Source organism: Gammaproteobacteria bacterium, assembly GCA_019748175.1.
Taxonomy (GTDB): domain Bacteria; phylum Pseudomonadota; class Gammaproteobacteria; order JAIEPX01; family JAIEPX01; genus JAIEPX01.
In genome coordinates this window covers 13,329-36,328 of sequence record JAIEPX010000007.1, presented here as the reverse complement: position 1 = coordinate 36,328, position 23,000 = coordinate 13,329, and the positions used below count along the sequence as shown (strand labels likewise).

General features: G+C 40.8%; 21 protein-coding genes and 1 tRNA gene. 9 read left to right on the top strand and 13 right to left on the bottom strand.

Annotated elements, in window-relative coordinates:
• Nucleotides 1-8 precede the first annotated feature (8 nt).
• Together K2X50_03080 and ispE are read right to left on the bottom strand one after the other, a co-directional pair.
• Nucleotides 9-83, bottom strand: a tRNA-Gln gene (locus K2X50_03080).
• Between the two features lie 8 nt (nt 84-91).
• Nucleotides 92-928 (bottom strand): 4-(cytidine 5'-diphospho)-2-C-methyl-D-erythritol kinase, encoded by an 837-nt coding sequence (gene ispE / locus K2X50_03075; protein MBX9586221.1) that lies wholly within the window; start codon nt 926-928, stop codon nt 92-94.
• Nucleotides 929-1,068: 140 nt separating this feature from the next.
• Between ispE and K2X50_03070 the strand changes: the two genes are divergently transcribed.
• Nucleotides 1,069-2,463 carry a hypothetical protein gene (locus K2X50_03070; GenBank protein MBX9586220.1) on the top strand — a complete coding sequence of 465 codons (1,395 nt, stop codon included), beginning with the start codon at nt 1,069-1,071 and terminating at the stop codon, nt 2,461-2,463.
• Between the two features lie 54 nt (nt 2,464-2,517).
• Here K2X50_03070 and lolB read toward each other — a convergent pair whose 3' ends face one another.
• Nucleotides 2,518-3,165: a lipoprotein insertase outer membrane protein LolB gene (lolB, locus tag K2X50_03065; GenBank protein ID MBX9586219.1), complete on the bottom strand. Its 648-nt coding sequence runs from the start codon at nt 3,163-3,165 to the stop codon at nt 2,518-2,520.
• A gap of 159 nt (nt 3,166-3,324) precedes the next feature.
• Between lolB and hemA the strand changes: the two genes are divergently transcribed.
• The 4 genes from hemA to rdgB are packed head-to-tail and all read left to right on the top strand — an operon-like array spanning nt 3,325 to nt 7,151.
• Complete coding sequence (hemA, locus tag K2X50_03060; protein MBX9586218.1) at nt 3,325-4,560, top strand: glutamyl-tRNA reductase; 1,236 nt, start codon at nt 3,325-3,327, stop codon at nt 4,558-4,560.
• Between the two features lie 16 nt (nt 4,561-4,576).
• Nucleotides 4,577-5,662 carry a peptide chain release factor 1 gene (gene prfA, locus K2X50_03055; protein ID MBX9586217.1) on the top strand — a complete coding sequence of 362 codons (1,086 nt, stop codon included), beginning with the start codon at nt 4,577-4,579 and terminating at the stop codon, nt 5,660-5,662.
• A gap of 2 nt (nt 5,663-5,664) precedes the next feature.
• On the top strand, nt 5,665-6,549 hold the full coding sequence (gene prmC / locus K2X50_03050; GenBank protein MBX9586216.1) for a peptide chain release factor N(5)-glutamine methyltransferase: 885 nt from the start codon (nt 5,665-5,667) through the stop codon (nt 6,547-6,549).
• Nucleotides 6,546-7,151, top strand: coding sequence for an RdgB/HAM1 family non-canonical purine NTP pyrophosphatase (rdgB, locus tag K2X50_03045; GenBank protein MBX9586215.1), 606 nt, complete (start codon nt 6,546-6,548; stop codon nt 7,149-7,151). Before prmC ends, rdgB begins: the two co-directional genes overlap by 4 nt.
• Here rdgB and K2X50_03040 read toward each other — a convergent pair.
• From K2X50_03040 to K2X50_03015, 6 genes are all read right to left on the bottom strand, one after another.
• Nucleotides 7,115-7,726, bottom strand: coding sequence for a hypothetical protein (locus K2X50_03040; GenBank protein ID MBX9586214.1), 612 nt, complete (start codon nt 7,724-7,726; stop codon nt 7,115-7,117). The two genes, rdgB and K2X50_03040, sit on opposite strands and share 37 nt — an antisense overlap.
• Nucleotides 7,727-7,847: 121 nt before the next feature.
• On the bottom strand, nt 7,848-9,155 hold the full coding sequence (locus K2X50_03035; protein ID MBX9586213.1) for a hypothetical protein: 1,308 nt from the start codon (nt 9,153-9,155) through the stop codon (nt 7,848-7,850).
• A gap of 144 nt (nt 9,156-9,299) precedes the next feature.
• Nucleotides 9,300-10,067, bottom strand: a complete 768-nt coding sequence (locus K2X50_03030; GenBank protein MBX9586212.1) for an SPOR domain-containing protein — start codon at nt 10,065-10,067, stop codon at nt 9,300-9,302.
• 11 nt (nt 10,068-10,078) lie between these two features.
• Nucleotides 10,079-11,455 (bottom strand): YdgA family protein, encoded by a 1,377-nt coding sequence (locus K2X50_03025; GenBank protein ID MBX9586211.1) that lies wholly within the window; start codon nt 11,453-11,455, stop codon nt 10,079-10,081.
• A gap of 185 nt (nt 11,456-11,640) precedes the next feature.
• Nucleotides 11,641-12,552, bottom strand: a complete 912-nt coding sequence (gene hemF / locus K2X50_03020) for an oxygen-dependent coproporphyrinogen oxidase (GenBank protein ID MBX9586210.1) — start codon at nt 12,550-12,552, stop codon at nt 11,641-11,643.
• Nucleotides 12,553-12,625: 73 nt separating this feature from the next.
• A complete protein-coding gene (locus K2X50_03015; GenBank protein MBX9586209.1) occupies nt 12,626-13,180 on the bottom strand; it encodes a threonylcarbamoyl-AMP synthase in 555 nt (184 codons plus the stop codon).
• Nucleotides 13,181-13,261: 81 nt separating this feature from the next.
• On the opposite strand from K2X50_03015, the gene K2X50_03010 reads away from it, so the two are divergent.
• The 3 genes from K2X50_03010 (at nt 13,262) to K2X50_03000 (ending at nt 15,896) form a co-directional block, all read left to right on the top strand.
• Nucleotides 13,262-14,500 carry an MFS transporter gene (locus K2X50_03010; protein MBX9586208.1) on the top strand — a complete coding sequence of 413 codons (1,239 nt, stop codon included), beginning with the start codon at nt 13,262-13,264 and terminating at the stop codon, nt 14,498-14,500.
• Between the two features lie 252 nt (nt 14,501-14,752).
• Entirely contained in the window at nt 14,753-15,379 is a 627-nt protein-coding gene (locus K2X50_03005) for a nucleoside recognition protein (protein ID MBX9586207.1), read from the top strand.
• Complete coding sequence (locus K2X50_03000; GenBank protein MBX9586206.1) at nt 15,357-15,896, top strand: spore maturation protein; 540 nt, start codon at nt 15,357-15,359, stop codon at nt 15,894-15,896. Before K2X50_03005 ends, K2X50_03000 begins: the two co-directional genes overlap by 23 nt.
• 128 nt (nt 15,897-16,024) lie before the next feature.
• Here K2X50_03000 and K2X50_02995 read toward each other — a convergent pair whose 3' ends face one another.
• Nucleotides 16,025-18,262 carry an MFS transporter gene (locus tag K2X50_02995; protein ID MBX9586205.1) on the bottom strand — a complete coding sequence of 746 codons (2,238 nt, stop codon included), beginning with the start codon at nt 18,260-18,262 and terminating at the stop codon, nt 16,025-16,027.
• A 210-nt stretch (nt 18,263-18,472) separates the two neighbouring features.
• Between K2X50_02995 and K2X50_02990 the strand changes: the two genes are divergently transcribed.
• Complete coding sequence (locus K2X50_02990; protein MBX9586204.1) at nt 18,473-18,856, top strand: hypothetical protein; 384 nt, start codon at nt 18,473-18,475, stop codon at nt 18,854-18,856.
• Nucleotides 18,857-18,994: 138 nt separating this feature from the next.
• Here the strand turns inward: K2X50_02990 and topA are convergent, their stop codons facing one another.
• From topA to dprA, 3 genes are read right to left on the bottom strand one after another with little or no spacing between them, the layout of a single operon-like run.
• Entirely contained in the window at nt 18,995-21,298 is a 2,304-nt protein-coding gene (gene topA, locus K2X50_02985; GenBank protein ID MBX9586203.1) for a type I DNA topoisomerase, read from the bottom strand.
• Nucleotide 21,299: 1 nt separating this feature from the next.
• Nucleotides 21,300-21,785 carry a DUF494 domain-containing protein gene (locus tag K2X50_02980; protein MBX9586202.1) on the bottom strand — a complete coding sequence of 162 codons (486 nt, stop codon included), beginning with the start codon at nt 21,783-21,785 and terminating at the stop codon, nt 21,300-21,302.
• On the bottom strand, nt 21,782-22,897 hold the full coding sequence (dprA, locus tag K2X50_02975) for a DNA-processing protein DprA (protein ID MBX9586201.1): 1,116 nt from the start codon (nt 22,895-22,897) through the stop codon (nt 21,782-21,784). Before dprA ends, K2X50_02980 begins: the two co-directional genes overlap by 4 nt.
• Between the last annotated feature and the right edge of the window lie 103 nt (nt 22,898-23,000).

The following is a 23,000-nucleotide window of genomic DNA, read 5'->3' as shown; positions in this document are numbered from 1 at the left end:
ATCATTTGTGGCTGGGGTGCCAGGATTCGAACCTGGGAATGCTGGGATCAAAACCCAGTGCCTTACCGCTTGGCGACACCCCAATCAATTGCTATCTATAAAGTAGTGACTTATTGCACCCTTTCGCAACAACTCCTTTGAAAGGAGCTGGAATTTGGCTGACCACACTTTCGGCCCGATTTTTTTCTTCAAAGCTCAAAAATACAGTACTGCCCGAACCAGACATCTTAGCAAAACCAAACTGATTTAACCAGTCAAGAGCGCGATCTATGTCAGGATATAAGCTTCTGACAAGCCCTTCCATACTATTTGAGCCGCCATGGCTCAAGAATTCACTTATTGTGATAGGTTGGTTGTTCCGTGTCAATTGTGGGTGTGAAAATATTTCGGCAGTGGGGACGCTCACCGGTGGGATCAAGATCACGTACCATGGCTCGTCTAATTCTAAGTTCGTCAAAACGTCGCCGGTTCCAGTTGCGTAAGCGGCTTCGCCGTGAATAAAAATGGGTACATCAGCACCCAATTGCGAGCCTAATTTCATGAGCTCTTGTTTTGAAAGCCCTGTTTGCCAAAGTCGATTTAATCCGACCAACGTTGTTGCTGCGTTCGAACTTCCACCACCTACACCACCACCAATGGGCAAATTTTTATCAAGACGAATATGAGCTCCCAATCGACTACCCGTCGTTTTTTGAAGCAGTTTTGCAGCGCGATATATTAAATTGTCTTCTTGGGAAATTGTTAGCCCTGGAGTGTCAAGTGTAATGCTTTCATTTTCCTTCAGAGAGAATTCGAGTTGATCCGACAAATCGATAAATTGAAAAACAGTTTGAAGATTATGATAACCATCCTCTCGATGATCCAGCACGTTGAGGAAAAGATTTAATTTTGCCGGAGCAGGAAGTGATAAAGTATTGGAATCGATCATGTTATCTCAGTGGTCGGTATATTCTCTACTAATCCGAAGAATGTATCATATGTTACTAGAGCATTACAAGAATATGGTACAATGATCTGTAGACTATACAGAGTCTTATGTAACTTATTTGAATCTGAGGTCAACTATAAATGATCATCAATACATTGATTTCTTTATTTAGAAGCGCGAGATTGTCTATTCCTTTTTTTAGAAAATCGATCAATGTTAAGTTTATGGAGTTTAATATCGAAGAGGGTGGGAAGCTAGTAAGTTTTGAAAAGACAATAGAAGCAATAAAAGCGGTTAATCCTGATATTATTGCCATAGAGGAAGCAAATGGTAATATTCCAGAATTAGCTCAGATGTTAGGAATGAAATATTATAATAATCGTTTTCAAGTTATTTCTCGCTTCCCATTAATCGATCCTTCGTGTGGAAAAGGATTTTTTATTTTTGCAGAGCTAGTGCCAAATAAAGTTATTGCCATAAGTAATGTTCATTTGCCTTCTGATCCGTATGGCCCGTCGGAATTTTTTCATGATGCTAGCGCGTCAGATATACTCAAGCTTGAAAATCAAATTAGACTGCCAACAATAAAAAAATACCTGAGTGTCTTAGGTCCTCTTCTAAAAGAAAGTTTTCCTATTATTCTTGCTGGCGATTTTAATTCGCCATCACATCAAGATTGGGATGAAATTGAGTGGCCCGTTAGTAAGGCTGTAATCTCTGCAGGATTTCGTGATTCATATCGAGAATTATTTCCTGATACAAAAAAACATCCGGGTCATACTTGGTGTGCAAGTAGACCAAAAGTTACCGGGTGGAATCCAAATTTAGAAGATACTCAAGATCGGATTGATTTTATTTTTGTTTCGGGGTCTATAAAAACAATTCAAAACAAAATCATTGGGGAGGTCAATTCTCCTTATGCTGATATTGCAATTTTGCCATGGCCTTCTGATCATCGCGCTATTGTTTCGACCCTTGCTATAGTGCCAGCGGTGCCGCCGAACTATATCGCTGTGCAAAATCGTGTGATCCAGAGTGGTGATAACTTAACAGTGTTGTTTCATGCGCCAGGTAACTCTGGTGAAAAAATCATCGTGAGTTATCCTGGGGTTCCAGAAAGAAAATGTAATGAGAAAAGAGACGGTAGATTTAGTTATTCCACCCAAAACTGGATGCCAGGTAAATATGAGGCGAAACTTCTCAATGATAGAGATGATATACTCGCTAGTATTCAATTTTATATAAATCCACGTAACAAAAAAATTATGCTGTTGTTGAATAAGAAAATTTATCATCGACATGAACCAATCATAGTGCATTGGTATTTTTCGCAAGGAAATCGATTTGATTGGATAGTTGTGGTCAATAAAAATCAAGTGCTGAATGAGGAAAATATTCTGCAATCCGTTAAAACAGAAGCTGATATCATAGGTGCACATACATTTTTGAGTTTATTGCCAGGTGACTATGAAATTCTATTCCTTATAGATGACGGATTTGAAATAGCGGCGCGTGTATCATTTTCAGTGGTGTAAGAAAGGGGCGAAAAACGCCCCACGTTTATAATTATGTACCGTGATATTCAAAGCTTACCATTGCTTAAAGACGATTTTTACGCGCAAATCACCATTCGTCATGACGACATTGCGAGGTAAATCTAAATTTCCTACAGCTTGATACCGTTGATAATTAACTAACCAACCTTGTTGTTGTAACACTTTAAGATGACCGTATTCATCATGAGTTGTTCGGGCGGCAACTCCTGGCGCAGCGAGTCCGCGACTCCAAAAACGCAAATTCGAAAGCGGTAAAAACCAGCCTAGTTCTTGTCGCATGAGTGCTTCCGGGGATGGCGCGCTGCGCGGGGTATTAACATTTTTCCATAGTGTTGCATGCCCCGGGCTACCTTCGATGCGGATGCTAGCTGCGTTAAGAGGGCCGTACGTTCTGAAGTCGTAAGCCAAACCGTCTTGACGCCACACAAACGTGCCGATGTCTGTTTTGCCCTGATAGGAAATGCCGACGGAACCTCGGGCTGTCCAAGAATTTAACTGTGATAATTGAGCAGAGCGTTGGGTGTTGCTGAGAGGCTGATTGCTGGGTGCTTGGGCGGGACGTTCAAAAACGCCTTGCATGGTCGAGCAGCCCGTAAGGGATGTGGCCATAATAGTTAAAAAAATGGCTGCAGGCTTTAAAGTATGACGAGAAAAGCTGTTGACAGTGTTAACTAGACCCATGATTTTTCCTTAAACAAGTTACAAAAAACTAATCCATTAGCGAATGTTTATGAGTCTATCACGGAAGTGAGAGGGGGCAAATCTAAGATTGCTTCATTCTCTGGCTTTTACTACGCTTGCCCCTTTCCATGACTCTCTACAAAGCCTATAATCTCACGTATGTTAGCAATAGGACTCAATCATAAGACCGCACCGATCGCTCTTCGCGAGCAGCTGTCCTTTTGCACCGAAAAAACACCTCTGGCTTTGCGTGATTTAGTGGGATTAGAAGCTGTTAATGAAGCGGTTATTCTCTCAACGTGCAATCGCGTCGAATTATATTGCGCGGGTGACGCAGAAAATGAAGTGAAAAATTGGTTGGCGCATTATCATCAATTATCCATCGATGCTTTAGCGCCACATTTATATTGTTATCGTCATCAAGATGCCGTTCGTCATGTCATGCAGGTGGCCAGTGGGCTCGATTCAATGATGTTGGGTGAGTCGCAAATTTTTGGGCAAATCAAACAAGCTTATTCTATTGCGCGTGACGCAGGAACAGTTGGAGATGTATTCGGTCGATTATTTCCCACAGTTTTTTCGGTCACAAAACAAGTTCGTTCTGATACAGAAATTGGAGCAAGTCCTGTTTCAATTGCATATGCTGCAGTGCACCACGCAAAAAGAATTTTTTCTTCATTTGAACAACACCCCGTTTTGCTGATTGGTGCAGGTGATACCATCGAAATGGTTGCGATGCATTTGTACAATCAAGGTGCGCGGCGCATTATTGTTGCAAATCGTTCTTTAGAACGCGCAGAATTAATTGCAAAAAAATATCACGGACATTGGATACGCATTGCTGATGTCCCTGCGTATTTAAAAGAAGTGGATATTGTTGTGACGGCGACTGCGAGTCAATTACCCATTTTAGGAAAAGGCACTCTGGAAAGTGCATTGAAGGTGCGAAAACATCGCCCTATTTTTATAGTTGATTTAGCGATTCCACGTGATGTAGAGCCGGAGGCGGGGGCGCTAGAAGATATTTATCTTTACAACATTGATGACTTAATTACTTTCGTTGATCAAAATTTAAAATGTCGTGAAGGTGCAGCGCAAAAAGCGCAAGAAATGATTTCTTTGGCGGCTGCGCATTTTATGCGCGAGTGGCGCGGGCAAGATGCTTTAAGTACAGTCCGCGATTATCGTAAAAAAATTGATCAGCTACGGGATGAGGCGTTAAAAGAAGCTATGTTATTAATTGGGCGAGGGCAAGATCCAAAACAAGTAATGACTATTTTATCACGAAGTTTAACGAATAAAATAATGCATAGTCCTACTATCCATTTGCGTCAAGCAGCGTTCGATGATCGGCCCGAACTGTTGGCATTCGCGCGATTATTATTTGATTTGTGATAAGGCACCCCATACAATGAAAGACTCGATAAAAAATAAATTGGTAAAATTGACGGAAAGATTTGAGGAATTATCTCAACTTATTAGCACGCCAGAAGTGATTTCACATCAAGATAAATTTAGGGAATATTCTAAAGAATATTCTAAGCTAGAGCCCCTTGTGGAAAAATTTAAAGAATACCAGCGCATTGAAAAATTGCACGATGATGCTCAGCTGATGTTACAAGAAAAAGACAGTGAGATGCGCGCATTAGCCGAGATGGAAGTTGCGGATACGTTGGCGCGATTAGATTCAATGAATAACGAAATTCAAACGCTATTATTACCAGAAGATCCTAATGATCAATGTAACGTGTATTTAGAAATTCGGGGTGGGGCAGGAGGTGATGAAGCCGCTATTTTTGCGGGCGATTTGCATCGTATGTACAATAAGTATGCAGAAAATAATCGTTGGAAAGTGGAAGTGATATCAGTGAGTCATGGCGAGCATGGTGGATTTAAAGAAATCATTAGTCGAATTTCTGGGAAAGGCGTCTACGGCAACTTAAAATTTGAATCGGGCGCTCATCGAGTGCAGCGAGTTCCAGAAACTGAATCACAAGGCCGTGTGCATACATCGACGTGTACTGTGGCAATAATGCCTGAAGTAGAAGAAATTGAAAATGTGGATATTTCACCCACTGATTTAAGAATTGATACCTATCGCTCTTCGGGTGCAGGTGGGCAGCATGTGAACACCACAGACTCTGCAATTCGAATTACGCATATTCCTACGGGCATTGTTGCAGAATGCCAAGAAGAGCGATCGCAACATAAAAATAAAGCGAAAGCGATGTCTTTATTACAAGCACGAATATTGGATTCACAGCGTTCTCAGCAACAGCAACAACAAGCGGAACAACGACGGAACTTAGTAGGCACCGGCGATCGTTCGGAACGAATACGAACCTATAACTTTCCGCAGGGCCGATTAACTGATCATCGCATCAATTTAACATTGTATAAGTTAAGTGATATTATGGAAGGTGCTCTTGGTCAAGTCATAGAGCCTTTGCTGAGAGAACACCAAATGGACTTATTAGCCACATTAAGTGAGGAATAAAAATGATTAAGGATGAAATCGATACTAAACGTCATCACAGTTGGGATACTATTCAAGACGCCATTATTTTTGCAACTAATCAATTAACATCCAATACACCGCGACTCGATGCTGAGTTATTGTTAGCTCACACACTCAAAGTTTCTCGCGGATATTGTTATTCACATCCTGAGCAATCGCTTACTGTTGAGCAACAATTACATTTACAAGCCTTAATTCAAGAGCGAATAGCAGGTGAGCCTATTGCTTATTTAATTGGCAAACAAGCGTTTTGGAACGAAGATTTTATTGTGACACCAGCGACGTTAATTCCAAGGCCCGAAACGGAATTATTGGTACAAATTTTATTATCAGAATTACCTCTAGAAAGCGAAATTCAAGTGGCTGATTTAGGTACAGGTTGTGGGGCGATTGCGCTCACGTTGGCGAAAGAGCGACCGAATTGGCAAATTACTGCTACGGATTTTTCAAAAGAAGCGTTGCAAGTAGCCAAAGAAAACGCTGAAGAATTGCAGCTGAAAAATGTTCAGTTTAGTCAGGGGTCATGGTGTTTAGCATTGCCTCATCAAACGTATCAAGCCATTGTTTCTAATCCTCCGTATATTGCTGAACGTGATCCTCATTTAGAGTGGGGCGATGTTCGTTTTGAACCGAGAAACGCTTTAGTTTCTGGTCCTGATGGCTTAAGTGCGATGCGAGAAATTATTTCTAATGCCTCCGATTATTTACACAATGGTGGCTTATTATTATTAGAGCACGGATTTGAACAAGGTGAAGCCGTGCGAAATCTTATGGAACAGTGCGGATTTACCCGAATAAAAACAGAGCGTGATTTGGCAGGGCATGAGCGTGTAACTTCTGGAATTAATACGGCGTCGCGTCTTTGAAAATAGTTTTAGCAACTTCAAATACAGGGAAAATTAACGAATTTTCCGCTTTAATGTCTGATCTTGATATTAAAATAATTCCACAATCTGATTTTAATGTAGAAGATGTTGAAGAAACAGGCCAAACCTTTGTGGAGAATGCCATTCTTAAAGCACGTCATGCTGCTGAAAAAACAGGGCTGGCTGCATTAGGTGATGATTCAGGATTAATTGTGGATGCGCTGGGTGGTAAGCCAGGAATTTTTTCTGCTCGTTATGCAGGCTTAAAGGCGAATGCAGAAGACAATATTGAAAAGTTGTTGACCGAAATGGGGAATATTCAGGCTCCGAATCGAAGTGCGCGTTTTGTTTGTGTATTGGTATTATTTCGTTATCCCCATGATCCGTACCCTTTAATTTGTCAAGCGAGCTGGGAAGGTGAAATTTTGTTTTCCCCGCAGGGAAATAAAGGGTTTGGTTACGATCCTATTTTTTGGGTTCCAACTCATCAATGTGCTTCGGCGGAGCTGGCTGATAACATTAAAAATCAAATCAGTCATCGAGCAAAGGCTTTTCAATTTTTACATCACAAAATTGCACAGCTCGATTCAGCAGATGTTTGAGGTTCGTGATTTTGTGGAGCAGAGAGTTTATCCAATTTTTTCAAAATAGTTTTGAAAGAGCTGAAAAATAAATCTCGAGTTGTAGTGTAAGAAGCTAAAAATTGGCTTTCTTCGAAGGGAGCAGTTGTGGGTTTTAATTCAGGATCATCTCCTGAGTAGTCGATAAGATAGGTCTGAGCTCCGGAAAATTCCTGTAAAAATTGTTGAGTTGAATTTAGGTCGGCATAATCTTTAGAGTTTCCAAATAAGAAAAAAACCTGCGTTGAATGGCAAGCTAATCGAGGATTTGTTGTTTGGATAATTGAATGAGTTGATTGCCAAAACTGGAAGTAATCTTGGTCTAGCTTAAATTCTAAAGTATGTTGAACGACACGTTCGCCATGTGAAACAGAGTCTTTATTGACTCTACTGGGGAGTTCTTCAAGGATAGGATTTATGTCAGCACTATGTGCTCCGATAAGCACACCTGTGCAATTTAAGACATTAGATGATTTAGTATGAGGTATAGGTCTTATCATAATGGCAACCGGAAGCTGTAGGCCGTTAGGTGCTGCTGTAGAGAAGAATTTATTCATGGGCTGCTCCGCTTTTTCAGTATTTGGAGCATTTAACCAGATTATCCTTAGAAAGTCAAGTAAATTTCATGAAAAAACAATGCATTGCGGGTATTAAAATAGCTTTATTTATTTGTATTTATTATTTATTAGAGCTCACAGGTGCGGTGGCTTGTTTTGGTTTGGTCTCTAATTCAGCAAATACTGTCAGAGTTGGTGTGTACTGAAATTGATCATGAAACACGGTCACTGCATAGTGGTTAACTTGGGGGACTGCTAGTGTTTCGTTAGCAGTTGGTTTTGTGTCAAATGAAATCGATGCTTGGTATTTAATGATAGTTGGACAACTTCCACATTTCTCCTGTTCGGGATCATATTCGCGAATTTCCCCTGTTTTGTTATCAATGATACGAGGGGCTGATGGGATCCGACTAAATGGGGTGGTTAGGGATTTTACATCCAGTTCTATGTCTACCGTTAAAAGACCATTTTTAAGAGTCCAATTATAGGTTGCTTCGGTATCGGCTATAAGACAGAGTTCATTGTTATTTCTATCAACCATTGGCCAAACCTTGTGATTATCCGGGAGATATTCATTAGTAAATGCAGTTTGTAAAGACTGGCCATTTTTTAAGATCGCGTTACATAGAGCCTCTCTTACAATGGGATTATTCCGTATAGATTCATCCTCGTCTAAAAAACTTAGAAGTTGTGCCTTTAATTTTTCAAGAGGGGTTTTATATTTTCCTGTACCTATTTCATCTTGAGTCGGAATAAAATGCAATAATTTTCCATTGACTAAAACACTTCGATGCAGATCAAATATAGCCGGTGGATTTTCATCTGGAAAAACTTCGGTATTTGAAGCTGTGGAATCTTTTGTGAATTCTTGGATTGCAGGTGAATTAATTTGGCCCTTGTTGTCGGGTAATCCCTGTATCATTGAATGGTTCATAGCATTCACCGACTGTAAAGAAGCTAACAATACATTCAAGCCACTGTGAATTTCAGCGAATTGATTAATAGTTTGTTTCAATAGTTCGAGTTTTGGTCGGTAAACAAACTCTTTTTTTTTGGTTGAAGAGGGAGCTTCATGACTTTTTGAGTGAACGAGTACGGAATTTTTTTCTTTAAGATATTTTGCTAATGGATCTACCACAAAATGTGCCTGAATTTTTATGCCTTCAAGTTCCCTTAACAAAGTAGCTAAAGATTCTTCCGTTTGATTTTCTAAAATACGGTTTTGAAGGTCTTTCAAATAATGAATTATTTCTAGGCTTCGTTCTTTCTTGGTGGCCAGTTTCTGTGTTAACGCTTCAACTTTTTTAGGATCTTTTTGAGCTTTGCTTGTCTCAATACTCAATTTACTTTCGTCTAATACCGCGCGCACGAGTTCAAGACTAATCAGAGAATTAATCGAATCTGTAATGATTTGACTTTTAAATCGCATAGACACGCACCCATTCTTACACCCCTACACTCCAATTATAGTTCACGGGCTTAGATTTTGCTTGGGGATTGCTGGAGACAATCTCAGTTGGGGCCCAAGTTAATGAGCGGCTTTCTTAGGGCAGACGTTCTAGATAGGGCTTCTTCAGGTGTTTGAGGGGGCGGGTGCAGGCAATAGAATACTGCTGATACCGTTCTTTTTAAGGGTTTGCTGATGGGTCATAGCGGCTTTGGAAGAGCCAAACGGGCCTACAATGACTCGATAGCGAGTTGATCCGTGACGGATTTGTTTGCTGATACTGGCTTTGTAGCCTTGTAAAATCAATTGCGCTTTAAGGTGGTCGGCATCTTCAAATTGCTTCATTGAGGCAATTTGCAATTGGTATTGATTGTTAGAGAACACTTTAGGTTCTGGTTTATCTCTTTCAGATGATATGTCATCAATTTTGTCTTTAGGTAACATGGTATAGAATTCGTATTGAGGTTGAGTTGGTTCAGCGATTTTTTTCTTGGGTTCATGAGAGAGTGTATCTAATACAGCAGTTTCTTCCTCATCAATATTTTCATTTTCATCAGCGTCCACATTTTTTTCAGAATCTTGTATATGAGCGTTTTGTTTATTGCTTAATTTGTTTTTGAGCTTGACGGTTTTTTTCGATTGAGTTGTATTTTCTTGCGTTTGAGCAAGAGTTGGTTTGGGTTCATGTTGTGCACGCTTAATGTAAATAACACCGGCGATAATCAGACCAATCAGCATTCCGCTAATAAGCAATAAAAATGAATGTGCGCGAGGAGATCGCTTGTTAAATGACATTCCCAATTGTGATGACGGACGTCGTCCACCACGAGGTGTAATTGCGCCTGTCCGAGCATTGCGTCGTGAGGTTCGGTTTCGTGCGTAATCTCTTGCCATATTGATCACCTCTACCGGTTGGAATTGGTGGATTGAAAATCAGGAATAGGGAGGTTAGGGATTTTCATCGGCTTCCCGTTTAACAAAAGCTGATTCATTTTATATACGAAATTCACTTGATAATTATCTCCTTGAGGAATGAGCCATCCAGCTAATATCCAGCGGTCGATATTTTCTTTCACGAGAGCAGCGGGTGATGTTTCATTTTTTTGTTGAGTTGTAACCAGCGATTGATAACGTGATTCTAGCATTTCTTGAAGCAATTTTGCCGGGAAAATAAAATCTGCTTTCCCCGTTGTGCTGTTAAGTACGCTAAAAAATTGTGTGTGAGAATGCTCTTGTTTTGAAATATCCAAAGAAGCATTTCCGCTGATAGCGCCCCATTTTGTGTTTAAATCAATCGATGATAAATTGAGATTAAATCCGTCGCTTAATAAGCGAAGCACTAAAGGTGTTAATTCTAATGCTTTAGAAGGGAGTGAGGCATTTTCCTGGTCTAATAAATCCGCTTTTTGACCAAGTTCGCCTAGTGATTCCAAGTTGAGATTGGAAACGGTGAAGACTAAATTTTGTTTTCCGTAATCGGCATCGTTAAATTTAAAAGAATCAATTTTTGCGTTGAGGGTGCTTCTTAAATAATGTGATTTTGTGTGATCAATGAGAGAAAGTGCTATATTTTTTAATTGAATTTTATCGCCGGCTGATAATATTGCATCATCAATTTTGATGGCACGAAGGCCTTGCCAAAAATCAAATGCATTTTTGTCTAGTGTAAAGTCATAGCTCACATTTTTTATTATTTGATGTCCATCTTTGAGGGGAATATCGACTGAAGCAGCGGAAATTTTACCTTGGCTATGCTTAAATCGTTTGGATAATTTGAAAGTTCCGATTAACTTTTCGATATTGTATGTTTCGTTGAGATTCCCAGTAGGATACACGAGCGAAGGACATTCGAAACGAAAATCAACGTTTCCATTATAGTGATATATCGCAAGAGTGTTGAGTTTTAAATCAGGTTGATTCACTTTTATTTCGCTCAAGGCAAGAGCCCATGTGAGGTATTTTCCAAAAGTGTCAGCGGGATTGCTGCTGCGATAAATAATCGGGCCATGGTAGAGTTTTTCTTTAAGTATGAATTGATAATTATTTTGTAACGGACTTTCGCTCGCGGTATTTTTCTTTAAAGCGGTTGCTGAGATTTGTAATGTAGCAGTAGAGCTGAACCAACCGTGATGGTAGTCAATGATCTCAACGGTCATGGGTGTTCGTTGATTCACTAATGTCATAAGTCGGTAATATTTTTTCTGGACCCAAAATCCATCGACAACTGGGAGTCCTAACGCTATTACAGCGAACAGTAAAACAACAATAAGTGCCTTTTTCACGAACGATTTCTCCTAGCAGTAGATAGCTGTATTATACGTGTGTTGTTAAATATTGCTAGCTGTAGAAGGGCAAGGGTCATGGATAGGTGTCAGCTCTAAGATTAATACATTCACATACATATACAAGACATAATGTACTAGTAACAGTATTTATCTTAGATCTGACACCTATCCCTATCCGACTCTCAAGCCAGCCACTCTCGTGCTGGTAAAAACTGTTCGTATAATCGCGCTTCTTCACTGCCAGGCTCAGGTTGCCAGTTATAGCGAAAATGTACAGGTGTTGGTAATGAAATTAATATGGATTCAGTACGCCCCCCGGATTGTAATCCGAATAATGTGCCTCTATCGTAGACTAAATTAAATTCAACGTAACGTCCTCGTCGGTAACATTGGAAATCCCTTTGACGTTCCCCGTAGGGCGTGTTTTTGCGTCGATTTAAAATGGGTTGATAAGCAGCGAGAAAATGATCGCCGACTTCGCGAATGAAATCAAAACAACGCTCAAATCCCCAAGCGTTAAGGTCATCGAAAAAAAGGCCGCCAATACCACGAGCTTCTTGACGGTGTAATAAATAGAAGTACTTGTCTGCCCATTTTTTGTACTCTGGATAGACCTCTTTGCCGAAAGGGGCGCAGGCCGCGAGTGCGTGTTCGTGCCAGAAAATACAATCTTCTTCAAAACCGTAAAAGGGGGTGAGATCAAAACCACCTCCAAACCACCAAACAGGTGCTTCCCCGGCTTTTTCAGCGACAAAAAGGCGCAGATTTGCATGGCACGTCGGGGCATAAGGATTGCGGGGATGCACGATAGTAGACAAGCCAAGAGCCTGAAAATGTCGCCCGGCCAGTTCAGGGCGATGAGCGCTCGCACTGGGAGGGAGGTTATCACCAAATACATGAGAGAAGTTGACACCTGCCCGTTCGACGACAGGACCGTTTTCCATTGCACATGTTTTTCCGCCCCCGCCTAATGGCCTATCCCATGTGTCGATTTGGAAGGTCGATTCGCCATCTTCTTGTTTAAGGATTTCGCCAAAGCGATCTTGAAGGGCGAGTAGGTAGTCTTTAACGGCTTGAATATCGACATCGCTCATACTGTGCTCCTCATTTCAGTTACTGATTATGAGTTTATTATGAGAGCACAGTTTAACAAAGGCTTTTATCAAATTATTTGCGTAGGAAATCCCCTGTGAGAACATCTCTGATTGTTGTGGGATTTTCGCTGTCCCCCAGCGGGCCTGCGAGGATTACCCCAATTCCAGTCGGAAAAATGTTTACAAGATCTTCTACCGCTTTGGCAGGGGGTGTGCCTTCAAGATTGGCACTCGTTGATACGATAGGACCGCCAAAGGCCTCGCAGAGGGCGCTAGCCAGTGGATGTTGTGTGACTCTGAGGGCAATCCCGGGATAATCACCCCGGATCCAGGGGGGTACGGAATCAGAAGCAGGGAATATCCATGTGTAAGGTCCTGGCCAGGTGTTTTGAGCTCGATTCATTGTGCTTTCATCGATGGGGCGGGTCAACGAGGAGATCTGATTCCAATCACTAGCAATCAAGATTAAGCCCTTAGACACGGATCGTCGTTTTAGTGATAACAGCCTTTCTACGGCGGTTTTATTGAATGGATCGCACCCCAATCCAAAAACAGCTTCTGTGGGGTAGGCGATCACGTCGCCTTGTTTCAAAGCAGTTACTGCTTCGTCGATTTTTGTTGAGATCATAAACCCTTACCTTCTCGAGTTTCGATTTTTTTGCTATACTGTGATATCTAAGTAGTTTCGCCGGAATAAAGTGATGTAATCATGCTAAAGCATAACAAAATCTTTATATTGGCACCACTCTTTTTAGTATTAGTCATCGACACAATGGGGGCGGGGATTATATTTCCTATCCTCAGTCCATTATTCATGACACCCTCAGAGAGTATTTTGCCCCTCGCGACCAGCGAGAACGTCCGCCAATTGTGGTATGGGATTACCCTGACCTCGTGGGCGGTGTTAATGTTTATTGGCGCTCCCTTTTTGGGTGATCTATCAGATCGTATCGGTCGCAAAAAAGTATTAGTCATTTGTTTAGCGGGTGATGCGCTAGGTTTTGCCTTGTCAGGCATTGGCATTCAAATCGGTTCATTGTTTTGGGTAATCATTGGTCGCTTGGTGAGCGGATTTTTTTCTGGTAGCCAATCGATCGCACAAGCTGTGATTGCTGATATCAGTAGTCATCAAGATAAAATTAATAATATGAGTTGGATTATTTTCGCCAATTGCGTTGGGTTTGTTGTGGGGCCGATAGCCGGAGGTTATTTAGCCGATGAAAAAATTATTTCTTGGTTTACATATAGTACGCCTTTTTATGTTGCTGGCGTTTTAGCTTTATTAAATGCACTGTTATTGATGATAACGCTCGTTGAAAGTTATAGGCCCAAAATTAAGGCACCCATTAATATTATTAGAGGCCTCATGGTTTTTACCGACGCATTTACCAATAAAAAAGTGCGTTGGCATTCAGTCGCATTATTCATAGTTGAATTGACATGGACAATATTCTTTGTGTATGTCCCGGTATTTGTTTTGCAAAATTATCATTATGATAATATCGAAATTGCGCAATATATGTCTTACATGGGAGCGTTATTTGCTATCGCACTTACAGTGGGAATCAAAATATGCACGCGATATTTATCTTATACGATGACAGTTAATTTAAATATGATCGCGATGGGAATAGGATTGCTACTAATAGTAACAGAAACATCCGCGAAAGAATTTTGGCTTTATTCTATTCCTGTTGCGGTTGCGTGCAGTATTGCTTACTCAGTATTAATTACTATGTGTTCGAATCGAGTTTCGCATGATGAGCAAGGATGGGTAATGGGCGTGATTGGTGCAGTGGTTGCTGCAGCATTTAGTGTTGGCGCAATAGCTGCTTCATTATTAGCTGCAATTAGTATTTACATGCCTTTTATTTTTTCTGGTATTTTATGCATATTAAGCGTGCTCGTTATGAACTATGCTGAGAAAAATAATCCTGACAAAAAATAAGCATCTCCCAGTTAAGGATTTTAGGTGTTTGGTTGCTCAATGCCCTGTATTCAGAATTGCTGATTTTAAAACCGGGAGATGCTTTCTTTAATATATTTAGGAGAGAGAATCACGATTCTCTCCCCTAAAACCCCTCATCGCGAAAGGAAAATCTTCTTTATTTGCTATTTAATTTTTCAGTCTCCTCTAAGATCTTTTATTGAGAATCTCCTGTTTATTCGTTACTATTCCCCTCTAATTGGAGAAGCATCAATGTTAAATATAATATGGCTTGGATTAATTATTTTATCCGTAGTCTTTGGGGTGATAACGGGTAAAATTCCGGCTGTCGTGGCTTCTGTCACAGAATCAGCAAAATTTGCTTTCGAATTGGCTTTGGGGCTCACTGGCATAATGTCATTGTGGCTTGGCATAATGCGTATTGCCGAAGAGGCAGGATTTGTACGAGCGCTTGCCAGAGCAATTCGTCCGTTGATGAGACGAATATTTCCTGATGTACCTGTAGAGCATCCAGCCATGGGCGCGATGGTGATGAATATTGCGGCGAATATGTTAGGGCTCGGAAATGCTGCTACACCATTTGGATTAAAGGCGATGGCAGAATTAGAAACTTTAAACCCACGTCCAGGCGTTGCAACAAATGCGATGTGCACTTTTTTAGCGATTAATACCTCAAGTGTTCAATTAATTCCCACCAGCGCAATTGCATTTTTAGCCGCTGCAGGTGCAGCACATCCTACTGATATCATTATTACCTCTCTTGTTGCGACGACATTTTCAACGATGGCAGGAATTATTGCTGTAAAGTTTCTAGAAAAAACCCCCATGTATCGTTTGCCTGAACAGGAGGTGCCTTATGATGTTCAGCCAACTAACTGATGCCATATCAAATAGTTTATTTTTATTGATGGTTGCAGGGATTCCATTCATCGCAGCTTGCAAAAAAGTGAAAGTGTACGAAGTGTTTGTGGATGGCGCAAAAGATGGTTTTCAATTATCGATAAAAATTATTCCTTATATGGTAGGAATGCTCGTTGCGATTGGAATGTTCAGAGCATCCGGTGGATTTGATTTAATTTTTTCTTCGGTTGGATCATTTTTTGAAAAAATGGGTGTGCCCACAGCGGTTGTACCTTTAGCGATTATGCGGCCTTTTTCTTATAGCGCATCGAATGGAGTGTTGCTGGATATAATCAAAACTTTTGGTGGCGATGCGCATGTGTCTCATTTGGCAGCGACCATGATGGGCAGTACTGAAACGACATTTTACGTGATTGCCGTTTATTTTGGTGTGGTGAGTATTCGTCGTACTCGACACGCAGTTCCTGCAGGTCTTATTGCGGATTTTGTTGGGATTGTTGCGTCGATTATTGTTTGCCGACTATTGTTGGCATAGGCATGAAGGGGTCAGATCTAAGTTTGATGGGTTCTGTTAGTACCCATAAACTTAGATCTGACCCCTTTGTTTTTTAGCCATCCCAGCCAAGGGGGTGAATGATTACATCCTTGTTTTTAAAGCATGATTTAGAATTTTGCATTGTTCATTTGTAAACGAGTTGTAGGAAATGCGGGTACAAAATGATCATGGTAGTTGATTATAGTGATTGTATTCTCATCTGGTATTTCGTCTAAATCCATGGTCTTAGACGGTGCAGTAGGTGTAATCAAGCGATGTAAAACAAAGTTAAGAGTTTCGGCTTGTGTTTCTGAATCTTCTTCAACTTCATGCTCGTGGATATCGATAATGTGAAGATTAACACCATATTTTTTGCAAAGTAACACGCCATCAATATCTGGATTTCCCCAGATCGCGTGTTTATCTAAATTAAAGTCAACATTCATGCATTCATCAGATGTCAAATCAACCTTCATATTATAAGCGGCAAGATTTCCTTGATCTGGAATTAATTTCTGAAGCCATTTTTGCTCAGGTGAATCAGCCTTAAAGCTACGGACAATGTTAGCGCATTGTGTGCGTAGGCTTTTAATCGTGTGTGCGCCCGTGTTCTTTAATTGATTTAAACCCTGTGCAAAAGCATCATAAAAACAATCTCCGCGTGAAAAAGCTTCGCCGATTTGATAGCGATTTCCGATGTCATTTTCTAAAAGAGCTGTAGCTTTTCTTGTTCGATCAGTATCTCGATTAAATAATGCAGTTCGTGGATGTTGTAGTTGAAGAGATGTTTCAGCGGCGTTACCTGTTGCATTAGCATGTTGCTCTCTATGGTCAGTTTGAATCTGAGCATACTGAGCTTGATGTGCTAAATATTTTGCATCAACACGTGGATCAGACGTGGTGTGATCAGCGCCATCTTTCTTGCCATGTTCAGAAACGCGTTTTTTTTCGCGAGCACCTAAAAGTTTTTTATTCTCAAGCTCAATATCTGAGTCGTTTTCATCGTCATTTGCTGGATCGAAATCATCAGCACCCGCTGATTTTTTCCGACTCAATACTGTTTTTGCAGGTTGTTTTCCATGCCAGCTCACATACCAATTACTGAATTTATTAGCGGCATAAGTCAGGGGAACTCCGATTAAAGCGGCACTAAAACCAACAGTTGCTGCGGAAGTTAATAAAGTTAATGAGGCCTGTAATCCAAGAAAAGCAGATAGCATTGAAATAAAAGGAGTTAAAAAACCGATAAATGATGGTATGACTGTTAATCCGACTATACTTTGTGCAATACCCAGCGCTCCTGCGATAAAAGGTATTTGGGCAACCCACCCAAAAGTTGCAACTACGGCAGGAATTAAAGCTGGGAAGAAAGTTGTGGTGGCACCGATAGCGAGCGATAGAATAAAAGCCCACGCGACGGCGGTAATGGCAAAGCTCACTAGTGCGCTAGTATAGCCAATTAAATCAGCGATTGGATCAGCAGGCGGAACTTTGGGGTCATAATTTTCATGTGCTTCAGCGTTGAATTTTCGAGTTGAATCACTCAATATTTTAACACTACGACCTCTTGCTAAATGATATTGCATGCTATTCAGCGGTGCGAGAATAGCCAGCGATATTCGATTAGAAATCATAAGAGGAATTTCGAGAAGTGATGTGAGAGATAGTAGTCCTAGAAAAATTGTTGCAGGGACTTTACGTATTAGAGGCCAATCTGAAAGTGTTACCTTGCGTGTTGAAGTCAGGAGGAAGTGAATTGCTTCGTGTAAAATAAGACCTACAATACGCAAAGGAATGAAGATCGCGAGTTTTACAATATTCACAAAGAATTTTAAAACCCCAGTCACTACATTCAACGGGAAAATCACAAAAGGTTTTACTGTAAAGAGGGCAATTAATTGTAGCCAATATTGTGTTGGTGTGAGTTTTGAAGAAGGTGATTTCCAGCCACCAAATAAATTGACAACAACGTCTATGATGCTCAATTTTGGATTAAAAGTTCCGTCTTTGGCTTCTACGGCATAAGGTCTGGTAGGGAGACCAAAAAAAGCGAGAAAAGTTAACCATCCAAATTGATGGTCTATGTAAACAGGGCCTTTTTTGTTGTTATGATACGTAATTTGCTGTGAGTTAAGGTCGTAGCCATCAAAAGGAAATAATTGAGACAGTCTAAAGGTGTTTACAATATTATTTTTTACGTTTTGAAACGAATGATATTGAGGTGGGTAGTCTTTATTAAGATTATAATTAATAAAAACCCCTAGTGTTGTACGATTCAACATCCAGCTCTTGAAATCCTGAGAGTAGGGTTTAACTGTATAGGTGGTGTGCCGTTTTTTTACGTTCTCTTCTTGGACCTTTGCCATTTTTATCCCCTCGATTTATCAGATTGTCATGCCAGTATCAGTACTGGATATTGCTAATTCTATACCTATTGAATGATAGCGTCAAGGGATTATCCTTAAAAAATAGCAAATATTGGTCAGTTATAGGCCTGCTGATGGGTAGGCAGCATAAGTAAGGTTATCGTGCTATACTGATCCGAGCTATAGCTAATCACTGAAAAGGAGCTTTTTATGTCAATATCAGTTCAACTGGCTCGAGTATTTTGCATTTATTTTATTACATTGGGTATTAGCATGTTCATCAATCGCAGTTTTTTTAGAGCAGCGACGAAAGAATTAGCCTCAAATAATATTGCTATGTTGATTGTTGGATCTACAACATTAATGATAGGTATAGTTTTGGTCACTTTGCATAATATTTGGGTGCACGACTGGCGAGTTTTTATCACATTACTTTGTTGGTTAGTTTTATTCAGTGGTATTGTACGTACTGTATTTCCAACGTTTGTGCAAAATATGGCGCGCGCACTTAGTTTCAAAATTGGTTATTTTCAAATTGCAGCGATTGTTTGTCTGGTGCTAGGTATATTTTTTGGAATTCAAGGCTTCCATTAAAAAAATGTGCATATTTTGCCCCGATCTTAGCCTTCATATTGCATAATCATCTGCATCTCCAGTACTCTTGTGCTTCTCATAACGATAATTTATGCAATATAAAGGCTTCTAAAATCCGAACATTTTTTATTGCTGGCATCAAACTTCTTTTTTCTCTTCTGGTGGCTCAATGGTTTCAGCAAAAGTACATTCTTTTTGCGGACACACGCGCTCTGTGCCTCGACGTTTAGTCGTTTTAATTGAAGTGATTGGCCAGCTGCACACGGGACAGGGTTTATCAACGGGTTCATTCCAAATCGCATATTTACAATCAGGATAACGACTGCAGGAGTAAAATATTTTGCCGTAGCGAGATCGTCGTTGAAGAATCGTACCTTGTTTACATTCTGGGCAAGCAACATCTGTTTCTTTGGGTTTTATCAGCGGTTCAATATGTTTACATTCTGGATATTTACTGCAGCCAATAAATTTGCCATAGCGGCCTTGCTTAATAATGAGTTTTTCGTTGCAATCGGGGCAGGTCCGTCCTTCCACCTCTTCGGTCGGAGCTTCTTCTTTGTCGCCATCAACGTTGCGAGTGTATTTACATTCTGGATATCCGGTGCAACCAATAAAACTGCCTCGACGTCCTAATCGAATGGATAAAGGTTTTGCACATTCAGGACAGTTTTCATCAAGTTTTTCATGAGTGACATCTTGTCGAGTGACGGTATCATCAATTTCTTTAACGAGTTTAATAAAGGGTGTCCAAAATTCTTCTAACATGGGCACCCATTCATTTTCACCGCGTGCAATTTGATCTAAATGATCTTCCATTCCGGCAGTAAAATTATAATCAACGTATTGGTTGAAATAATCATTTAAAAAACGAGCGACAACACGACCGACATCAGTAGGTTTAAATCGTTTACTGTCTAGAGTCACATATTCACGGTGTTTTAAGGTGTAAATAATACTCGCGTAGGTTGAAGGTCGACCAATACCAAATTCTTCCAATGCTTTTACGAGGCTTGCTTCAGTAAAACGTGGAGGTGGTTCAGTAAAATGTTGAATGCCTCTAATTTCGTTCAGCGATAATTCATCGCCCACTTCAACAGGAGGTAATATTTTTCCTTCGCCATCTTCAGGTTTTTGATCGTCATGGCCTTCTTGATAAACGCTGATAAATCCTGGAACTGTAATCGTTGATCCATTCGCGCGAAAACGATTTCCTTTGCCGCAACTTAAATCCACAGTGACAGTATCCAGTGTCGCTGAAATCATTTGACAAGCAATCGTCCGTTGCCAGATTAAATTGTATAATTTGTATTGTTCTATTTTGAGTTTATCTTTAATGCTGTCCGGGGTGATGCTTGCAGAAGTTGGGCGGATCGCTTCGTGCGCTTCTTGTGCATTTTTTGAACGCGTTTTATAAACGCGAGGTTCTTCAGGTAAATGATCTTCGCCGTATCGCTCTTTAATGACTTCACGAATTTCTGTAATGGCTTCAGCGGCTAAATTGACAGAGTCTGTACGCATATAAGAGATTAATCCTACAGCACCATCGCCAATATCAATACCTTCATACAATTGTTGTGCCACTTGCATGGTTCGGCTGGTGGTAAATCCTAATTTTCTTGCGGCTTCTTGTTGTAGTGTGGAAGTAATAAATGGAGCGGCCGGATTTCGTTTGCGTTGTTTCTTCTCAACGTTCGTTACAATTAATTTGCCTTTGGAAGCTTTGGTTAAATCTTTTTTGACTTTCTGTGCTTGTTTTTCGTCTGTGATGGTAAATTGTTCAACTTTTTCTCCGTTTAATTCCACAAGACGACTGTTAATGATGTGATCATCTTTGGTGGTCGCATCCGCTTCTACGGTCCAATATTCTTGTGATATAAACGCTTCAATTTCATTTTCGCGCTCAACAATTAATCGTAATGCAGGACTTTGAACGCGGCCGGCTGATAAGCCTGGACGTACTTTTTTCCATAATAATGGGGATAAATTAAAGCCGACTAAGTAATCTAATGCACGACGCGCTTGTTGTGCGTTCACTAAATCCATCGAAATATCACGAGGATTTTTTATCGCTTCTTTAATTGCGGATTTTGTAATTTCATTGAACACAATGCGGTACGTTGGTTTATCGCCTAAGATTTTTTTCTCTGCCATTAATTCTTTTACGTGCCAAGAAATGGCTTCACCTTCTCTATCCGGGTCAGTCGCTAGATATAAAACGTCGGCTTTTTTTAATGCTTTTGCGATTAATGCGACATGTTTAGCGCTTTTTTCAATCGCCTCGTAATGCATTTCAAAATGATTTTCCGTATCGACGGCGCCTTCTTTGGGTCTAAGATCACGCACATGACCATAGGAGGCCATAACTTCAAAGCCTTTACCTAAATATTTTTTTATGGTTTTGGCTTTGGCCGGTGATTCTACGATGACAAGATTTGTTGGCATTTCAGTGTAACCTCTCTGTCACTTCAGTTTTCATTAATTGCTCTAATGTTGCTAATGCCGTTTCGTTTTCAGGGTCATCAATGAGCACCATGAGTACAATCCATTTCACGCGATGTTCATCAATTTCGTTTGATTCAATAGCCAGTAGGCGATTAATAACAATTTCACGAGAATAAGAATCTAGAATTCCAATTTGTTCGAATTTTAGAATTAATCCACACACTTCCGAGTTAAAATGTTTGAGCTCTTCTTGGCTGAAAACTCGAAATCCATTTGATAAAGTCAATTTGTCTTCGCTCTGTGCTTCGGCGCTGTGAACAGCGGCTATATTGTCTAGCCATTCGAAGGCTGTATCGATTACTTCAGGCGTGAAGCCAGCTTCAGAAAGTTCGTGAAACAAGGCTTCCTCAGAAGCCTGATCAGGGTGATCACGACCGATGTGATTTTCAAAAATGTACATTAATACTTCAAATAACTCTTCTTTCATACTCTACTATATCCGCCTGGTGTTGAATAAATGAGCCCTTTAAGCTCTAAAATCATCAAGGCTGAAGTTACGCGTTCGACACAAAAACCCGTACGGTTGACCAGTGCATCCACTGATGTTGCCTCAAAACCGACACACTCTAACAGCTTCCGGTTCTCTTCATCAAGCTGATTCTGTGAATTATTATAGGATCTTTTTGTAGATTTACTAGTAAATAGGGGTTGGAAGTGGGTTATTTCTTCCAAGATGTCGGTCGCGGTTTCCACTAATTTGGCGCCATTACGCAGTAAAATATGGCAGCCGTGCGCCGTAGGGGAATGGATTGACCCAGGTATAGCAAAGACTTCTCGACCTTGTTCGGTTGCGAAGCGAGCTGTGATCAAAGAGCCGCTGCGGGATGCGGCTTCGACAACAAGGGTCCCGAGGCTCAAGCCACTGACGACACGGTTGCGCTGCGGGAAATAGCCTGCTACCGGAGGGGTATGCAAGGGAAATTCGCTGACTAGGGCTCCCCGTTGGGCTATTTCGGTGGCGAGTTTGCGGTGTGATGAAGGATAAAGCACATCGATGCCGGTTCCAAACACCGCAATTGTTCGACCTTTCGCTGCTAAGGCGCCTCGATGGCTTGCTGCATCAATGCCGAGGGCCATGCCGCTGGTGATGGTAAGTCCTGCTTCTGCCAAAGCCTGGGCAAAAGCATAAGCCGTTTCGCGGCCGGTGGGGGTAGGGTTACGGCTTCCAACCAGGGCGATTTGGGGTTGAAGTAAGCTATCAGGGTTGCCTCTTATAAAGAGTGTTGGTGGCGGATCAGCGATTTCGCGTAACTGAATTGGGTATAGGGGATCTATAAAAGGAATAATGTGATGGCTAGGATCGTTTTCGCTCCACTGAAGATGCTCATCAATTTTTTGCCAATCAGGTAATTGTAGAGACTGTCTAGTTGATTCGCTGAGTCGCAAGCTCGATTTTGTAAGTTTATCCGACTGCAGCACATTTTTGGGCGAGCCGAACATTCGAATTAATTCATGAAATCGATGCGCAGTAAGATTCGTCGCCAGTGATAAGGCGAGCCAGTAACGTAAATCATCTTGCTGGATTGAGGTTGAGTTCATGGGAAGTGATGTTAAAAGCGATTTTCACAAGTTTCTACTCGTGTTTGAGAATAATGAGAGGGTCGAAGTTGATAGAAGATTTTCCTTTCACGGTGAGGGGTTC